At 61.1% G+C, this 15,876-nt stretch carries 10 protein-coding genes; 3 read left to right on the top strand and 7 right to left on the bottom strand.

The window, feature by feature from the left end:
- Positions 1 to 485 precede the first annotated feature (485 nt).
- Positions 486 to 5,354 (top strand): NAD-glutamate dehydrogenase, encoded by a 4,869-nt coding sequence (locus tag YA0848_RS12695; protein WP_034098218.1) that lies wholly within the window; start codon positions 486 to 488, stop codon positions 5,352 to 5,354.
- A 673-nt stretch (positions 5,355 to 6,027) separates the two neighbouring features.
- Here YA0848_RS12695 and YA0848_RS12690 read toward each other — a convergent pair.
- The 3 genes from YA0848_RS12690 to YA0848_RS12680 all read right to left on the bottom strand — a co-directional run bounded on the left by YA0848_RS12690 (position 6,028) and on the right by YA0848_RS12680 (position 8,829).
- Positions 6,028 to 6,714: a GntR family transcriptional regulator gene (locus tag YA0848_RS12690; protein WP_169902654.1), complete on the bottom strand. Its 687-nt coding sequence runs from the start codon at positions 6,712 to 6,714 to the stop codon at positions 6,028 to 6,030.
- Between the two features lie 17 nt (positions 6,715 to 6,731).
- Positions 6,732 to 7,433 (bottom strand): FadR/GntR family transcriptional regulator, encoded by a 702-nt coding sequence (locus tag YA0848_RS12685; protein WP_034098214.1) that lies wholly within the window; start codon positions 7,431 to 7,433, stop codon positions 6,732 to 6,734.
- 70 nt (positions 7,434 to 7,503) lie between these two features.
- Positions 7,504 to 8,829, bottom strand: coding sequence for a C4-dicarboxylate transporter DctA (locus YA0848_RS12680; RefSeq protein ID WP_169867879.1), 1,326 nt, complete (start codon positions 8,827 to 8,829; stop codon positions 7,504 to 7,506).
- Between the two features lie 218 nt (positions 8,830 to 9,047).
- Here YA0848_RS12680 and YA0848_RS12675 point away from each other — a divergent pair, with 218 nt between their 5' ends.
- The gene (locus YA0848_RS12675) at positions 9,048 to 9,677 is read left to right on the top strand and encodes a DNA-3-methyladenine glycosylase I (RefSeq protein ID WP_034113898.1); all 630 of its coding nucleotides are present in this window, start codon (positions 9,048 to 9,050) and stop codon (positions 9,675 to 9,677) included.
- 116 nt (positions 9,678 to 9,793) lie between these two features.
- Here YA0848_RS12675 and pdxR read toward each other — a convergent pair whose 3' ends face one another.
- The 4 genes from pdxR to YA0848_RS12655 all read right to left on the bottom strand — a co-directional run bounded on the left by pdxR (position 9,794) and on the right by YA0848_RS12655 (position 14,225).
- Entirely contained in the window at positions 9,794 to 11,227 is a 1,434-nt protein-coding gene (gene pdxR / locus YA0848_RS12670) for a MocR-like pyridoxine biosynthesis transcription factor PdxR (RefSeq protein WP_034098208.1), read from the bottom strand.
- Between the two features lie 70 nt (positions 11,228 to 11,297).
- Entirely contained in the window at positions 11,298 to 12,065 is a 768-nt protein-coding gene (locus tag YA0848_RS12665; RefSeq protein WP_034098207.1) for an SDR family oxidoreductase, read from the bottom strand.
- Positions 12,066 to 12,074: 9 nt separating this feature from the next.
- Entirely contained in the window at positions 12,075 to 13,142 is a 1,068-nt protein-coding gene (locus YA0848_RS12660) for a phosphotransferase family protein (protein ID WP_034098205.1), read from the bottom strand.
- Positions 13,143 to 13,271: 129 nt separating this feature from the next.
- A complete protein-coding gene (locus YA0848_RS12655; protein ID WP_034098202.1) occupies positions 13,272 to 14,225 on the bottom strand; it encodes a 2-hydroxyacid dehydrogenase in 954 nt (317 codons plus the stop codon).
- Between the two features lie 260 nt (positions 14,226 to 14,485).
- Here YA0848_RS12655 and YA0848_RS12650 point away from each other — a divergent pair, with 260 nt between their 5' ends.
- Entirely contained in the window at positions 14,486 to 15,763 is a 1,278-nt protein-coding gene (locus YA0848_RS12650; protein ID WP_034113895.1) for a serine/threonine transporter, read from the top strand.
- Positions 15,764 to 15,876: the final 113 nt, after the last annotated feature.

The following is a 15,876-nucleotide window of genomic DNA, read 5'->3' as shown; positions in this document are numbered from 1 at the left end:
CATAGAATGAAATTGGGCTCGAACTAAGTGACAGAACTTTGCAATACGGTTCCTATAGGGAACTAAGATTTAGATTGTGTGAGCGTATGAAATTTTACCTTCCGGCCTTTGGACCCTTTTATGCACAGCAGCCCCGCGTTCAGCCGCAGCCAGCACCTGTGCGGCTATCAGGGTTGCTCTTGGTGCAACCGGGCATTGCCGGGAGATGTCCGAATATGTCGCAGTGCAGCAAGCAGTCTGCTGACTGCACTCGTTAAGCTGCGCGTTGGATGGACTTTCTGCGCGACTCTGACCTGCCCGTCGTACCGTTATCGGCAGGCGGTGCATCCAGTGGACGTCGAATGTGACCTTATTGACTTGTCCAGCTTCACCCACCTGTCACTCGGATTCGTTTATGGTTACTGACAAACCGAGATGACGGTCTCCCCACCAGGGGATAACACGCGACGCTTCCATCAATAACAAGCCCAAGCGGAGTACCACAGATGGCGTTCTTCACCGCAGCCAGCAAGGCCGACTTCCAGCACCAACTGCAAGCGGCACTGGCGCAGCACATCAGTGAACAGGCACTGCCACAAGTGGCGCTGTTCGCTGAACAATTCTTCGGCATCATTTCCCTGGACGAACTGACCCAGCGTCGCCTTTCCGACCTGGCCGGTTGCACCCTGTCTGCCTGGCGCCTGCTTGAGCGCTTTGACCACACCCAACCGCAAGTGCGGGTCTACAACCCCGATTACGAACGTCACGGCTGGCAGTCGACCCACACTGCGGTCGAAGTGCTGCACCACGATCTGCCGTTCCTGGTGGACTCGGTGCGCACCGAGCTTAACCGTCGTGGCTACAGCATCCACACCCTGCAAACCACCGTGCTCAGCGTGCGTCGCGGCAGCAAGGGCGAGCTGCAGGAAATCCTGGCCAAAGGCACTCAGGGCGAAGGTATCCAGCAAGAATCGCTGATGTACCTGGAGATTGACCGCTGCGCCAATGCCGCCGAACTGAGCGTGCTGAGCAAAGAGCTGGAGCAGGTGCTGGGCGAAGTGCGCGTGGCCGTGGCCGATTTCGAGCCGATGAAAGCCAAGGTCCAGGACCTGTTGGCCGGTATCGACGCCAGTCAGTTCAGCATCGATGGCGAAGAAAAAGCCGAGATCAAGAACTTCCTGGAATGGCTGGTAGGTAACCACTTCACCTTCCTGGGCTACGAAGAATTTGTGGTACGTGACGAGGCGGACGGCGGTCATATCGAATATGACGCCAGCTCGTTCCTCGGTCTGACCAAGTTGCTGCGCGCCGGCCTTACCGCCGAAGACTTGCGCATCGAAGACTACGCCGTGTCGTACTTGCGCGAGCCGACCGTATTGTCGTTCGCCAAGGCCGCACACCCAAGCCGCGTGCATCGCCCAGCCTACCCGGACTACGTGTCGATCCGTGAGATCGACGCCGACGGCAAGGTCATCAAGGAATGCCGCTTCATGGGCCTGTACACCTCGTCGGTGTATGGCGAAAGCGTACGTGTGATCCCTTATATCCGCCGCAAGGTCGCGGAGATCGAGCGTCGCTCGGGCTTCCAGGCCAAGGCGCACCTGGGCAAGGAGCTGGCGCAAGTCGTTGAAGTGCTGCCCCGCGACGATCTGTTCCAGACCCCGGTGGACGAGCTGTACAGCACCGTGATGTCCATCGTGCAGATCCAGGAACGCAACAAGATCCGCGTGTTCCTGCGCAAAGACCCATACGGTCGTTTCTGCTACTGCCTGGCCTACGTGCCGCGCGACATCTATTCCACTGAAGTGCGCCAGAAGATCCAGCAAGTGCTGATGGATCGCCTCAAGGCCAGCGACTGCGAATTCTGGACCTTCTTCTCCGAGTCCGTACTGGCGCGCGTGCAGCTGATTCTGCGGGTCGACCCGAAGAACCGACTGGACATCGACCCGCTGCAATTGGAAAAAGAAGTGATCCAGGCCTGCCGCAGCTGGCAGGACGACTATGCCAGCCTCGTCGTGGAAAGCTTCGGCGAAGCCCACGGCACCAACGTGTTGGCGGACTTCCCGAAAGGCTTCCCGGCCGGCTACCGTGAGCGCTTCGCCGCGCATTCGGCGGTGGTCGACATGCAGCACCTGCTCAGCCTCACCGAAGCCAACCCGCTGGTGATGAGCTTCTACCAGCCGCTGGGCCAGGTGTCCGGCCAGCGTGAGCTGCATTGCAAGCTGTATCACGCCGATACGCCGCTGGCGCTGTCCGACGTGCTGCCGATCCTGGAAAACCTCGGCCTGCGCGTACTCGGTGAGTTCCCGTACCGCCTGCGCCACGCCAATGGCCGCGAGTTCTGGATCCATGACTTTGCGTTTATCGCCGCCGAAGGCGTGAACCTGGATATCCAGCAGCTCAACGACACCCTGCAGGACGCCTTCGTACACATCGTGCATGGCGACGCCGAAAACGATGCGTTCAACCGTCTGGTGCTCACCGCCGGCCTGCCATGGCGCGATGTGGCGCTGCTGCGTGCCTACGCCCGTTACCTCAAGCAGATCCGCCTGGGCTTCGATCTGGGTTACATCGCCAGCACTCTGAACAACCACACCGACATCGCCCGCGAGTTGACTCGGCTGTTCAAGACCCGCTTCTACCTGGCGCGCAAACTCACCGCCGACGACTTGGAAGACAAGCAGCAGCGTCTGGAACAGGCGATCCTCAGCGCCCTGGACGACGTTCAGGTGCTCAACGAAGACCGCATCCTGCGTCGCTACCTGGACCTGATCAAGGCCACCTTGCGTACGAACTTCTACCAGACCGACGCCAACGGCCAGAACAAGTCGTACTTCAGCTTCAAGTTCGACCCGCGCGCCATTCCCGAGCTGCCCAAGCCGGTGCCGAAGTTCGAGATCTTCGTGTACTCGCCACGGGTCGAAGGCGTGCATCTGCGTTTCGGCAACGTTGCGCGGGGCGGTCTGCGCTGGTCCGACCGTGAAGAAGACTTCCGTACCGAAGTGCTGGGCCTGGTAAAAGCCCAGCAGGTGAAGAACTCGGTGATCGTGCCGGTGGGTGCCAAGGGCGGCTTCCTGCCGCGTCGCTTGCCACTGGGCGGCAGCCGCGACGAAATCGCGGCCGAGGGTATCGCTTGCTACCGCATCTTCATCTCCGGCCTGTTGGACATCACCGACAACCTGAAAGACGGCGCCCTGGTGCCGCCGGCCAATGTCGTGCGTCATGACGACGATGACCCGTACCTCGTCGTAGCGGCGGACAAAGGCACCGCGACCTTCTCCGACATCGCCAACGGCATCGCCATCGACTACGGCTTCTGGCTGGGTGATGCGTTCGCCTCCGGTGGTTCGGCCGGTTATGACCACAAGAAAATGGGCATCACCGCCAAGGGCGCGTGGGTCGGCGTGCAGCGTCACTTCCGTGAACGCGGCATCAACGTGCAGGAAGACAGCATCACTGTCGTCGGCGTCGGCGATATGGCCGGCGACGTATTCGGTAACGGCCTGTTGATGTCCGACAAGCTGCAACTGGTCGCAGCTTTCAACCACCTGCACATCTTTATCGATCCGAACCCGAACCCGGCCACCAGCTTCGTCGAGCGCAAGCGCATGTTCGAGCTGCCGCGTTCGGCCTGGACCGACTACGACACCAGCATCATGTCCGAAGGTGGCGGTATCTTCTCGCGCAGCGCGAAGAGCATCGCGATCTCGCCGCAGATGAAAGAACGCTTCGATATCCAGGCCGACAAGCTGACCCCGACCGAACTGCTGAACGCCTTGCTCAAGGCGCCAGTGGACCTGTTGTGGAACGGCGGTATCGGCACCTATGTCAAGGCCAGCACCGAAAGCCACGCCGACGTGGGCGACAAGGCCAACGACGCGCTGCGGGTCAACGGCAACGAACTGCGCTGCAAGGTAGTGGGCGAGGGCGGTAACCTCGGCATGACCCAGCTGGGTCGTGTGGAATTCGGCCTCAATGGCGGCGGTTCCAACACCGACTTTATCGACAACGCCGGTGGCGTGGACTGCTCCGACCACGAAGTGAACATCAAGATCCTGCTCAACGAAGTGGTGCAGGCCGGCGACATGACCGACAAGCAGCGCAACCAGTTGCTGGCGAGCATGACCGACGAAGTCGGCAGCCTGGTGTTGGGCAACAACTACAAGCAGACCCAGGCCCTGTCCCTGGCCGCGCGCAAAGCCTACGAGCGTGCCGCCGAGTACAAGCGCCTGATGAGCGACCTGGAAGGCCGTGGCAAACTGGACCGCGCCATTGAGTACCTGCCGACCGAGGAGCAGCTCACCGAGCGTGCCTCCACTGGCAAGGGCCTTACACGTCCGGAACTGTCAGTGCTGATCTCCTATAGCAAGATCGACCTCAAGGAAGCTTTGCTTAAGTCTCTGGTGCCGGACGACGACTACCTGACCCGTGACATGGAGACCGCGTTCCCTCCGAGCCTGGTGGCCAAGTTCGGCGAGGCCATGCGCCGTCACCGTCTCAAGCGCGAGATCGTCAGCACCCAGATCGCCAACGATCTGGTCAACCACATGGGCATCACCTTTGTGCAGCGGCTCAAAGAGTCGACCGGCATGAGCCCGGCGAACGTAGCCGGTGCGTATGTGATCGTGCGTGACATCTTCCATCTCCCGCACTGGTTCCGTCAGATCGAAGCCCTGGATCATCAGGTCTCCGCTGACGTGCAGTTGGAACTGATGGACGAGCTGATGCGCCTGGGGCGCCGCGCCACGCGTTGGTTCCTGCGCAGCCGCCGTAATGAGCAGGATGCTGGTCGCGACACCGCACACTTCGGTCCGCACCTGGCTGCGTTGGGTCTTAAACTCGACGAACTGCTGGAAGGCCCGACTCGCGAAGGCTGGCAGAACCGCTACCAGGCGTACACCGAAGCCGGCGTGCCGGAGTTGTTGGCGCGTATGGTGGCAGGCACCACGCACCTGTACACCTTGTTGCCGATCATCGAAGCCGCCGACGTCACCGGGCACGATGCTGCCGAAGTGGCCAAGGCCTACTTCGCTGTAGGCAGCGCGTTGGACCTGCCGTGGTACCTGCAGCAGATCAGCGATCTGCCCGTGGCCAACAACTGGCAGGCTCAGGCCCGCGAAGCGTTCCGCGACGATGTGGACTGGCAGCAGCGCGCGATCACCATTTCGGTACTGCAAATGGCCGATGCGCCGCAAGACATGGAAGCCCGCGTGGCACTGTGGCTTGAGCAGCACCAGGACATGGCCGATCGCTGGCGCGCGATGATGGTGGAAATTCGTGCCGCGGTCGGCACGGACTACGCCATGTACGCCGTGGCCAACCGTGAACTGCTGGACCTGGCAATGAGCGGTCAGTCGGTGCTGCAATCGGCTTGATGCCCCGGTGAAACACCTGGGCGAGGGGGCTTGCCCCCGATAGTGGTGTATCAGTCATGTATAGGTTGGCTGACACACTGCCATCGGGGGCAAGCCCCCTCCCACATTTGGGCCTCAGTTGGCTTCAGGTTTGTATGTGGGCTTGGCCAGCAAGAGGCATAGAAAGCACCTCACAACCAAGCCTGGCACCTACAAAATTGTGGGAGGGGGCTTGCTCCCGATAGTGGTGTATTAGTCATGTATAGGTTGGCTGACACACTGCCATCGGGGGCAAGTCCCCTCCCACATTTGGGCCTCAGTTGGCTTCAGGTTTGTATGCGGGCTTGGCCAGCAAGAGGCATAGAAAGCAACTCGCAACCAAGCCTGGCGCGTACAAAATTGTGGGAGGGGGCTTGCTGCCGATAGTGGTGTATTAGTCATGTATAGCTTGGCTGACACACTGCCATCGGGTTCAAGCCCCCTCCCACATTTGGGCCTCAGTTGGCTTCAGGTTTGTATGTGGGCTTGGCCAGCAAGAGGCATAGAAAGCACCTCACAACCAAGCCTGGCACCTACAAAATTGTGGGAGGGGGCTTGCCCCCGATAGTGGTGTATCAGTCATGTATAGGTTGACTGACACACTGCCATCGGGGTCAAGCCCTCTCCCACATTTGGGTCTTCATTTATCTGAAGGTCAGTGATGTTTCAGTAGTTTGCTTTCCAGGTGATCCAGGTGTTGGGTCATCAGGCTCACCGCAGTGTTTGAGTCGCGCTGCTCAATCGCATCCACAATGGCCACATGTTCCTGCCACGCGCAATACGTGCAGGCTTTTGCTTCAAATTGGGCGATGACCAACGATGTCAATGGCACCAGGCTGTTGAGGAACTGCGCTAACGGCGCATTACCGGCCATCGCGGCCAACTGCAAATGAAACTCTCCTGATAATCGAATCGCCGGCCCACGCTGGTCGCGCTCAATGCACTCGCGCTCGCGGGCGATCAGCTCGCGCAAGGGGCGAATCTGCGCGGGTGTGGCCTGGGCGCAGGCCAATTGCACTACGGTGACTTCGGTCATGCGCCGGGCTTCGAGGATTTGTCGGGCTTGCAGGCTGTCCGGCGCGGCGACCTGGGCGCGTTGGTTGGGACGCAGGATGATCACCTGCTGATGGGAAAGTTTGGCCAGCACCCGGCGAATCACGCTGCGGCTCACGCCAAAGGTTTCGCCCAGGCCTTCTTCGGTAAAGCGGCTGGACGGGGCGATGCGTTGTTCGAGGATGGCGTCGAACAGGCGCGGGTAGATGTCGTCCACCGAGGGTTTTTTACCGGCCACCAGGCGCAGGGCAGGCAGGATCGGGTTGCGTTGCAAGGCGTGGGCGGTCATGGCCGGTCTCCAAAAAATCAGCTGCCGAGATGGTCGTCCGGGATGTTCAGGGCAATGCCCATGCGCAGACCCTCCTGGAGGATATGCCGACGCATTTCGGCGCTGGCCAGGGCGCTGTTCTTGTTACGTATGGCGCGCACCACGGCTTCGTTTTCCTGCAGGCGTTCGGCCAGGTGTTCAGGCGAGTTACGCAGTACCTGGGCGCTTTGCTTGAGGGCGTTGCGGGTCTGCTGCACCACGTTCTGAAAGATCGGGTTGGAAGTCAGCGCGAACAGCTCTTCATGAAAATCGACATAGGCGTTCAGGCCCGCTTCGGCATCGCCGGCGTCCAGGGCTTCGCGCATGTCCATCAGGGTCAGGCGTAACTGGCCGACTTCCTTGCTGCTGATGGACTGGGCCACCAGGCCGACGATAAAGGGTTCGAGGGTGTAGCGCAGTTGCAGAATGTCTTCGAGGCTGGCGTCGGCTACGGCGTCGCTGGACTGCGGATCGCTGACGCTGGTCTCTAACACGACCACGCCTTTGCCGGGCATGGAACGCACCAGGCCGAGGGTTTCCAGTACGATCACCGCTTCACGCAGACTGGGGCGGCTGATGCCCAGCTGTTCGGCCAGCTCGCGCTGGCCGGGGAGCATTTCGCCGCGGCGCCACTGACCCCGCGCCAGGGCGGCGCGTAGTTTTTCTACCACTGAATTGACGACGGTTGAGGTGCTGATCACGTCGATGGCTCCTTGATGATGCTGATACGGTGGGAGCAGTTTTGCCGCTCCCACCTGGGTAGTGTCGCCTTCAGAATTCCTGGTGCGCCGGCAATACCGGTTTCTTGGCCTGGAAGGCATAACCCTGCTGGCCGTCCAATACCTTGTTGGCGCGCTGGAGGTCGATGTCTTTTTCCCAGCGGGCAATGGCCACGGTGGCGACGCAGTTGCCGATCAGGTTAGTCAATGCGCGGCCGATGCCCATAAACCAGTCCACGGCCAGCACCAGCACCAGGCCCACCACCGGAATCGCCGGGATCGCGGTGAGGGTGGCCGCCAGAATCACCAGCGCCGAACCGGGGATGCCATGGGCGCCCTTGGAGGTGATCAACGACACCAGCAGGATGGTCAGCAGGTCGGTCATCGACAGCGGTGTGCCGGTGGCGTTGGCGATAAATACGATGGCCAGGGTCAGGTAGATCGAGAACCCGTCGAGGTTGAACGAGTAGCCGGTCGGAATCACCAGGCCCACGGTGGAACTGCCAATGCCCAGGTGCTCCAGTTTGCGCATGATCTGAGGCAGCACAGCGTCGGAAGAGGCAGTGCCCATTACGATCAGCAGCTCTTCGCGCAAGTACTTGAGCAGCGGCAGCATGCGCAGGCCCGACAGGCGCATTACCACGCCGAGGATCACGCCGACAAAGGCAAAGCAGGTCAGGTAGAAAAGGCCTACCAGGCTGCCCAGGTGTTGCAGGGAATCCAGGCCGTAGGTGCTGGTGGTGAAGGCGATGGCGCCGAACACGCCAATGGGCGCCAGGCGCACGATCATGCCCATGATGCGGAAAATCACATGGCTCAATTCGTTGATCAGTCGCGAAATGCCCGACGCCGCTTCGCCCACCAGGTTCAGCGCGCTGCCGAACAGCACTGAAAACAGTAGAACTTGCAGCACGTTGTTGTCGGCAAACGCACCGATCACTGAGTTGGGAATCAGGTCCATCAGGAATTGGCTGGTGCCGCGGATGTGCTGGCCCTTGTCGGCCAGTTCGTTCAGGCCGGCGGAAGAGAGCTGTTCCAGATGAATATTGGCGCCGGTGCCGATGCCGGTGCTGAACGCCATAACCAGGCCGATCACCAACGCGATGGTGGTCAGCACTTCGAAATAGATCACCGACTTAAGGCCGATGCGCCCGACTTTTTTCAGGTCGCCGGCGCCGGAAATGCCGCTGACCACTACGCAGAACACGATCAGGCCGATCAGCATCTTGATCAGTTTGATAAAGCCGTCGCCGAGGGGTTTGAGTTGCGAAGAGAATTCGGGAAGGGCCAGGCCGCAAACAACGCCTAACATCAGGCCGATCACGACTTGCAGGAAAATCGAACGCGAGCACCATCTGAGCATGGGAGGGATCTCTATTCGGCGCCCTGGTGGTTCCAGGGCTTAATTGTTGTGGTCATACCGGTAAGTCCAGTGCAGGGCCAGTCTACGCCGGGTTTTTTTGAAATCACAAGTAATAATTCGGCGGTTGGCAGGTCCCGGTCTGACCAGTGGGTCGGTAAGGGCGATGCTTGAGCGGTTGGCGGCGTGCAAAATTTTTCGCTTATCATCCGGCGCTCGGCACAGAAGGGGGGCGAATGGACACACCAGGTTTGAGCATCGATAAGCACGGGCACCGACACTGCGCCTGGCGCGGCGCGGCGCCGGAATACCTGCATTACCACGACCATGAGTGGGGCGTGCCGGTGGCCGATGATATTCAGCTGTACGAGAAAATCTGCCTGGAAGGGTTTCAGGCGGGGATGGCGTGGATAACCATCCTGCGCAAGCGCGAGCAGTTTCGTGCAGCGTTCGACGGCTTTGATTTTCGCCGCGTGGCGCAGTACGGCGAGGCGGATATCCTGCGTCTGATGCAGAACCCGGGCATCGTGCGTAATCGGGCGAAGATCGTCTCCACCATCAACAATGCGCGGCGTGCCTGTGAGCTAGTGGACGAGACCGGCTCTCTGGCGCAGTGGTTATGGGCCTTCGAACCCGGCCCGCAAGAGCGCCCGGCCGTGGTGGACCTGGCTTACTGGACGGGTAACCCGACATCACCGGCCTCGGTGCGTCTGTCCAAGGCGCTGAAGAAGCGTGGTTGGACGTTTGTAGGGCCGACCACGATGTATGCGCTGATGCAGGCGATGGGGATGGTCAATGATCATCTTGAAGGATGCGCATGCCGCCCGCAGATTGAAGCGCTGCGGCGCCAGTTCAAGCGGCCCTGAATTGCCGACTCGGGCGGTTGAAACTGTGGGAGGGGGCTTGGCTCCGATGACGCTGGCTCAGTCGACCTCTCGTTAACTGCCCCAAAAATCCCGCCCGGCGGTCGGGTTATAGAGCGTCATGCAATCTTCAGCAGAATATCGCGCACCCTGTCCAGGGCCGGGTCGATATCCAGCAGTTCAATGGCGCCGAACCCGACAATCAAGCCTGCACGCACCGGAGTGTCATGGAAGAACACCTCCAGCGGGTATAGGCCGACGTCCACCTGGCGCGCCAGCTCCCGCAGCAGCGCAATATTGACCGGCACCTTGCACAGCGCCGCCAGGTGGAACCCCGCCACTGTGGGCACCGCTTCGAACCATGGCGACAGATCGCCCGCCAGGCGCTCCAGGATACGTTCGCGGCGCCCGGCGTATACCGTGTGGCAGCGTCGGATGTGCTTGAGCAGGTAGCCCTCGCTGATGAACTTGGCCAATGCCCATTGCGGCAGTGTGGAGCTGTGCTGGTCGGTCAGTTGCTTGGCCTTGAGTACCGCGCCGTGGATCGCCGGTGGCAGCACCACGTAGCCCAGGCGCAACTCGGGCAGCAGGGTCTTGGAAAAGGTGCCGACGTAAGCCACTACGCCGCGACTGTCCAGGCTTTGCAGGGAATCGGTAGGGCGGCCCTCGTAACGGAATTCGCTGTCGTAGTCGTCTTCGATGATGATCGCACCCAGGTCGAACGCACGCGCCAGCAAGGCTTCGCGGCGCGCCGGGCTCATGGGCATGCCCAGGGGGAATTGATGGGACGGTGTGACATAGATCAGGCGCGTGCCGTCGGGGATCTGGTCGACCTGGATACCCTGTGCGTCCACGGGCACGCTGGCGACATGGGCGCCCCGTGCCGTGAACAGTTGGCGCGCGGGGGTGTAGCCGGGGTCTTCCATGGCGACAATACTGCCCGGTTCCAACACCACGCGGGCGAGCAAGTCCAGTGCCTGTTGCGCGCCGTTGGTGACCACGATGTCGCTGTCGCGGCATTTGACCCCTCGGGAAAACGCGATATGCCCGGCGATGGCACTGCGCAACGCCGGCAGCCCTTCGGGTTGACTGTAGAAGCCGCTGTGCTCGGCGATACGCCGTAGGGCATGCTGGGTGCAGCGCCGCCATTCATCCTGGGGGAACTGCTGGCGGCTGGTGGCGCCGCCGATAAATTCGTAGCGCAGGCGCTTGTCGTTGGCGGGGTGATGCATGGGCGAGGGCAGCGCTTGCCATTTCGCCAGGTTGGCGGAGCAGGCCAGATCTGTAGCGGTTTGTACGCGATCAGGTTGTGGTGCCCAGGCGTTGACGAAGGTCCCGCGGCCAATCCTGCCCACCAGCAGGCCTTCATAGGTCAACGTGGCGTAGGTATCGGACACCGTCTTGCGCGATATGCCCAATTGCTCGGCCAGCAAGCGGCTGGGCGGCAGTTGGGCACCTGCCGTGAGACGCCCGGCGGCGATGGCTTCGCGCAACTGCTGATAAAGCTGCGCCGCCAGGTCCTTACGCCCGTTGATGACGATGTGGAGTTCCATGTTTCATCCTGAGACAGATCGATCGGCGCCAAGATTACTCGTAAATCGATCTGTACCGCTGCGCCGGCACTCAGGACAGGAAGCCACCGTCCACATTCAGCGACACGCCGGTGGTGTAGCTGGAGGCGTCGCTGGCCAGGAACAGTACTGCACCCGCCATCTCGCTCGGGTCGGCCACGCGCTTGAGGGGGATCTGCGCCAGGGCCATTTTCAGGATCGAGTCGTTCTTGACCAGTGCGGAGGCGAATTTGGTGTCGGTCAGGCCCGGCAGCAGCGCGTTGCAGCGTATACCGAACTCGGCGCATTCCTTGGCGAACACCTTGGTCATGTTGATCACCGCGGCCTTGGTCACCGAGTAAATGCCCTGGAATATGCCGGGCGAGATGCCGTTGATCGAGGCCACGTTGATGATGCTGCCGCCGCCGTTTTCGCGCATCAGCTTGCCGGCTTCCACCGACATGAAGAAGTAGCCACGGATGTTCACGTCCACGGTTTTCTGGAACGCGCCGAGGTCGGTGTCCAGCACATTGCAGAACTGCGGGTTGGTGGCGGCGTTGTTGACCAGGATATCCAGGCGCCCGAACTGCTCGCGAATACCGGCGAATACTTGGCTGATCTGCTCCATTTCACCGATGTGGCAGGCCACCGCTGTGGCCTTGCCGCCGTCGGCGATGATCGCATCGGCCACATGCTGGCAGCCTTCGAGCTTGCGGCTGGACACGATCACATGGGCGCCTTGCTGGGCCAGCAACTTGGCGATGGCCTCGCCGATGCCACGGCTGGCGCCGGAGACAAATGCGATCTTGCCGTCGAGGTCGAACAGGTGGGTCTTGGACATGGGGATTCCTTAAAGGGCTGATTTGCTGATGACATTCAGGCTCATTTGCTCAAGCAGTGCGTTCATCTGAATGAACTGCGCGAAGCGTTTGTCCTGGGTCTGGCCATGGAAGAAACGGTAGTAGATCTGCTGCACGATGCCGGCCAGGCGGAACAGGCCGTAGGTGTAATAGAAATCGAAGTTATCGATCCGGATGCCCGCGCGTTCGGCGTAGTAGTCAACGAATTCTCGGCGAGTGAGCATGCCCGGCGCGTTGCTCGGCTGGCGGCGCATCAATTGCACCGGCGCCGGGTCGGCGGCTTCGATCCAGTAGGCGAGGGTGTTGCCCAGGTCCATCAGCGGATCGCCCAAGGTGGTCAGTTCCCAATCCAACACGCCGATGATCTGCATCGGGTTATGCGGGTCGAGGATCACGTTGTCGAAGCGGTAGTCGTTATGCACGATGCTGGAGGTGGGGTGATCGGCCGGCATCTTGTCGTTGAGCCAGGCGCGTACCGCCTCCCATTTTGGCGCATCGGGGGTCAGGGCTTTTTCGTAGCGGTCGCTCCAGCCGCGAATCTGCCGCGCCACGTAGCCTTCGGGCTTGCCCAGGTCGGCCAGGCCGCAAGCGGTGTAGTCCACCTGATGCAGTTCGACGAACTTGTCGATAAAGCTTTTGCACAGTGCTTGAGTCTTCGCTGCATCCAGGCCCAGCTCGGCGGGCAGGTCGGAGCGCAGGATGATGCCGTTGACGCGCTCCATCACATAAAACTCGGCGCCGATCACCGACTCATCGGTGCAATGCACGTAGGCCTTGGGGCAATAGGGGAAGCCATCCTTCAGTTGGTTGAGAATGCGGAACTCGCGGCCCATGTCGTGGGCGGACTTGGCTTTGTGCCCAAAAGGTGGGCGGCGCAGTACGAATTCCTGATCGGGGTATTCCAGCAGGTAAGTCAGGTTGGAGGCGCCACCGGGAAACTGGCTGATGGTGGGCGTGCCGCTCAACCCCGGGATGTGGGCCTTGAGGTAGGGATCGATCAGGCCGGCATCGAGTTCCTCGCCGGGGCGAATCTGGGTGGATTGGTCGTTCAGCGCCATGCTTATCCCTTCTGCTTATTCTAAAGGCCTCGGACTATTGGCTAATCTAATGCGCGCCACCGCCCAGCCACAAGGTCGGGGCGGTTTAATAGGTTAGCGTGTTGCAGGATGATCAACGTGCCTGATCGGTCATTTTACGGGCGGGGGCAGGGCGACCGGGGTGAGCACCGGGCGCCCGGCGAAATACTCCACCAGGTTGTCGGCCACGCGCTGCACGGTGTCATGGGCGGCCTCGGGCGACAGCCCGGCGACATGGGAGGTGAGTACGGTATTGCCCAGGCGCTTGAGGGCGTCGGGCACCTTGGGTTCGTCGTCGAACACATCCAGCGCCGCACCGCCGATGCGCCGCTGTTCGAGGGCGGCAATCAGGTCGGCGGTGACCACCACGCTGCCACGCCCGATGTTCACCAAGTAGCCATGGGGACCGAGGGCGTCCAGTACGCGCCGGTCAATCAGGTGCCGGGTGCCGTCGCCGCCGGGCGTGGCCAGAATCAAGAAGTCCGCGCTGCGCGCCAGATCCAGAGCCGTGGCGCAGTAGGTGTAGTCCACGTCATCCCGTGGTTGGCGATTGTGGTAACTGATCTCCATGCCAAAACCCAGGGCCGCGCGCTTGGCGATCTCCAGCCCGACGGCGCCAAGCCCGAGAATGCCCAGGTGCTTGCCGCCCAGGGACGGGCGCATCACTTTGGGCCACTCGCCACGCCGCACTGCGGCGTCGTTCTGCGGGATGCCGCGTACCAGTGACAGCAACAGCGCCATGGCGTGGTCGGCCACCGACGGTGCATTCACGCCGGCGCCGTTTGTAACCACGATCCCGCGATTGCTGGCGGCTTGCAGGTCGACGTGTTCATAACCGGCGCCGATCACGCAGATGATCTCCAGCTGTGGCAAGGCGGCGATTTCTTCGGCGTACAGGCCCAATGGGCCACGGGTCAGCACGGCCTGGATCTGCCCGCCGTGGGCTTTGATGGCGTGGGCGCGTTCGGCGGGCGTCGGCGCCAGGATCACATGAAAGTCGTTGCTTTCGATGATGGGCAGGTAGTCGTTGATGGTTTCAACCAGGACCAGAACAGTGGTGGTCATCGCAAGGCTCTTCCTTGGAGGGTAGACGGGACCAGTATGCTGGATTTGTAAGACAGAGCGTTTTATCGGGAAGGAAAATTTACTGCTCGTGGGTCGGGCAAGTTCGTGATTGTCTGCGGCTGCACCGGTCAACCATTCCTCAGCTAAGTCTTTGCTTCTTCACGAGAATCCCGGACAATCCGGCCCCTTCTATGGTCGGGACGCTGCCTGTCAGGTTTTTCTGACTCGTCCCGGCTGTGTAAATGCGGAGATCCGACCGGATGAATGATCAGGCCAATAGCGTCGACGAACGCTATGCAACGACACCTGCAACCCTCACGCGCTGGAGCCGCCAGGACACCACCTGGATGCTCGGCCTGTTCGGCACCGCCATTGGCGCCGGTACTTTGTTCTTGCCGATCAACGCAGGGCTGGGCGGCTTCTGGCCCCTGGTGATCCTGGCGCTGCTGGCATTCCCGATGACGTTCTTCGCCCACCGTGGCCTGACGCGGTTCGTGCTGTCCGGTCGTGAAGGCTCCGACATTACCGACGTGGTGGAAGAGCATTTCGGTATCAAGGCCGGGGCGTTGATCACGTTGCTGTACTTCTTCGCGATTTTCCCGATCCTGCTGATCTACAGCGTGGCGCTGACCAACACCGTCGGCAGCTTCATGGAACACCAGCTACATATCCTGCCGCCGCCACGGGCGATCCTGTCGTTCGTGCTGATCCTGGGCCTGCTGGCCGTGGTGCGCTGCGGCGAGCAGGTGATCGTCAAGGCCATGAGCCTGATGGTGTATCCGTTTATCGTCGCCTTGCTGTTCCTCGCGGTGTACCTGGTGCCGCACTGGACCGGCGGCATCCTCAGCACCGCCCGCGAGCTGCCGGCGCCGTCGGCGTTGCTCAATACGCTGTGGCTGGCGATTCCGGTGATGGTGTTCTCGTTCAACCACTCGCCGATCATTTCGGCGTTCGCGGTGGATCAGAAGCGCCAATACGGCGCCAATGCCGATGAGCGCAGCTCGCAGATCCTGTCCCGCGCGCACCTATTGATGGTGGCGATGGTGTTGTTCTTTGTGTTCAGTTGCGTGCTGACCCTGTCGCCGGCCCAGTTGGCCGAAGCCAAGGCGCAGAACCTGTCGATCCTGTCGTACCTGGCCAACCACTTCAACAACCCGACCATCGCGTTCGCCGCGCCGCTGATCGCATTCGTGGCAATCGCCAAGTCGTTCCTGGGCCACTACATCGGTGCCAGTGAAGGCCTCAAGGGCTTGGTGCTTAAAACCGGTCGCCGCCCGGCCGCCAAGACCCTGGACCGCATGACTGCCGCCTTCATGCTGGTGGTGTGCTGGATCGTCGCCACGCTCAACCCCAGCATCCTCGGTATGATCGAGACCCTCGGCGGCCCAGTGATTGCTTCAATCCTGTTCCTGATGCCGATGTACGCCATCCGCAAAGTGCCGGCCATGGCCAAATACCGTGGGCAGGCGTCCAACGTGTTTGTCACGGCGGTTGGTCTGGTGGCGATTACGGCGTTGGTGTATTCGCTGATGGCTTAAGTGCTGTGGGAGGGGGCTTGTCCTCTCCCGTCATTGTTTTGTCTTGCCACTAATGGCTTATTCCAGACACAAAAAAACGCCGCGTATCTTGCGATACGCGGCGTTTTTCACAT

This window comes from Pseudomonas sp. S4_EA_1b (genome assembly GCF_016307435.1).
GTDB classification, from domain to species: Bacteria; Pseudomonadota; Gammaproteobacteria; order Pseudomonadales; family Pseudomonadaceae; genus Aquipseudomonas; species Aquipseudomonas rhodesiae.
The sequence above is the reverse complement of the archived record's forward strand: the minus strand, read 5'-3'. Positions and strand labels throughout refer to the sequence as shown.

What these genes read in the sequence shown, in the direction of transcription:
- YA0848_RS12695 (WP_034098218.1), top strand. Translation starts at nt 486, where the DNA reads ATGGCGTTCTTCACCGCAGCCAGCAAGGCCGACTTCCAGCACCAACTG.
- YA0848_RS12690 (WP_169902654.1), bottom strand. Translation starts at nt 6,714, where the DNA reads ATGACCGCCCACGCCTTGCAACGCAACCCGATCCTGCCTGCCCTGCGC.
- YA0848_RS12675 (WP_034113898.1), top strand. Translation starts at nt 9,048, where the DNA reads ATGGACACACCAGGTTTGAGCATCGATAAGCACGGGCACCGACACTGC.
- pdxR (WP_034098208.1), bottom strand. Translation starts at nt 11,227, where the DNA reads ATGGAACTCCACATCGTCATCAACGGGCGTAAGGACCTGGCGGCGCAG.
- YA0848_RS12665 (WP_034098207.1), bottom strand. Translation starts at nt 12,065, where the DNA reads ATGTCCAAGACCCACCTGTTCGACCTCGACGGCAAGATCGCATTTGTC.
- YA0848_RS12660 (WP_034098205.1), bottom strand. Translation starts at nt 13,142, where the DNA reads ATGGCGCTGAACGACCAATCCACCCAGATTCGCCCCGGCGAGGAACTC.
- YA0848_RS12655 (WP_034098202.1), bottom strand. Translation starts at nt 14,225, where the DNA reads ATGACCACCACTGTTCTGGTCCTGGTTGAAACCATCAACGACTACCTG.
- YA0848_RS12650 (WP_034113895.1), top strand. Translation starts at nt 14,486, where the DNA reads ATGAATGATCAGGCCAATAGCGTCGACGAACGCTATGCAACGACACCT.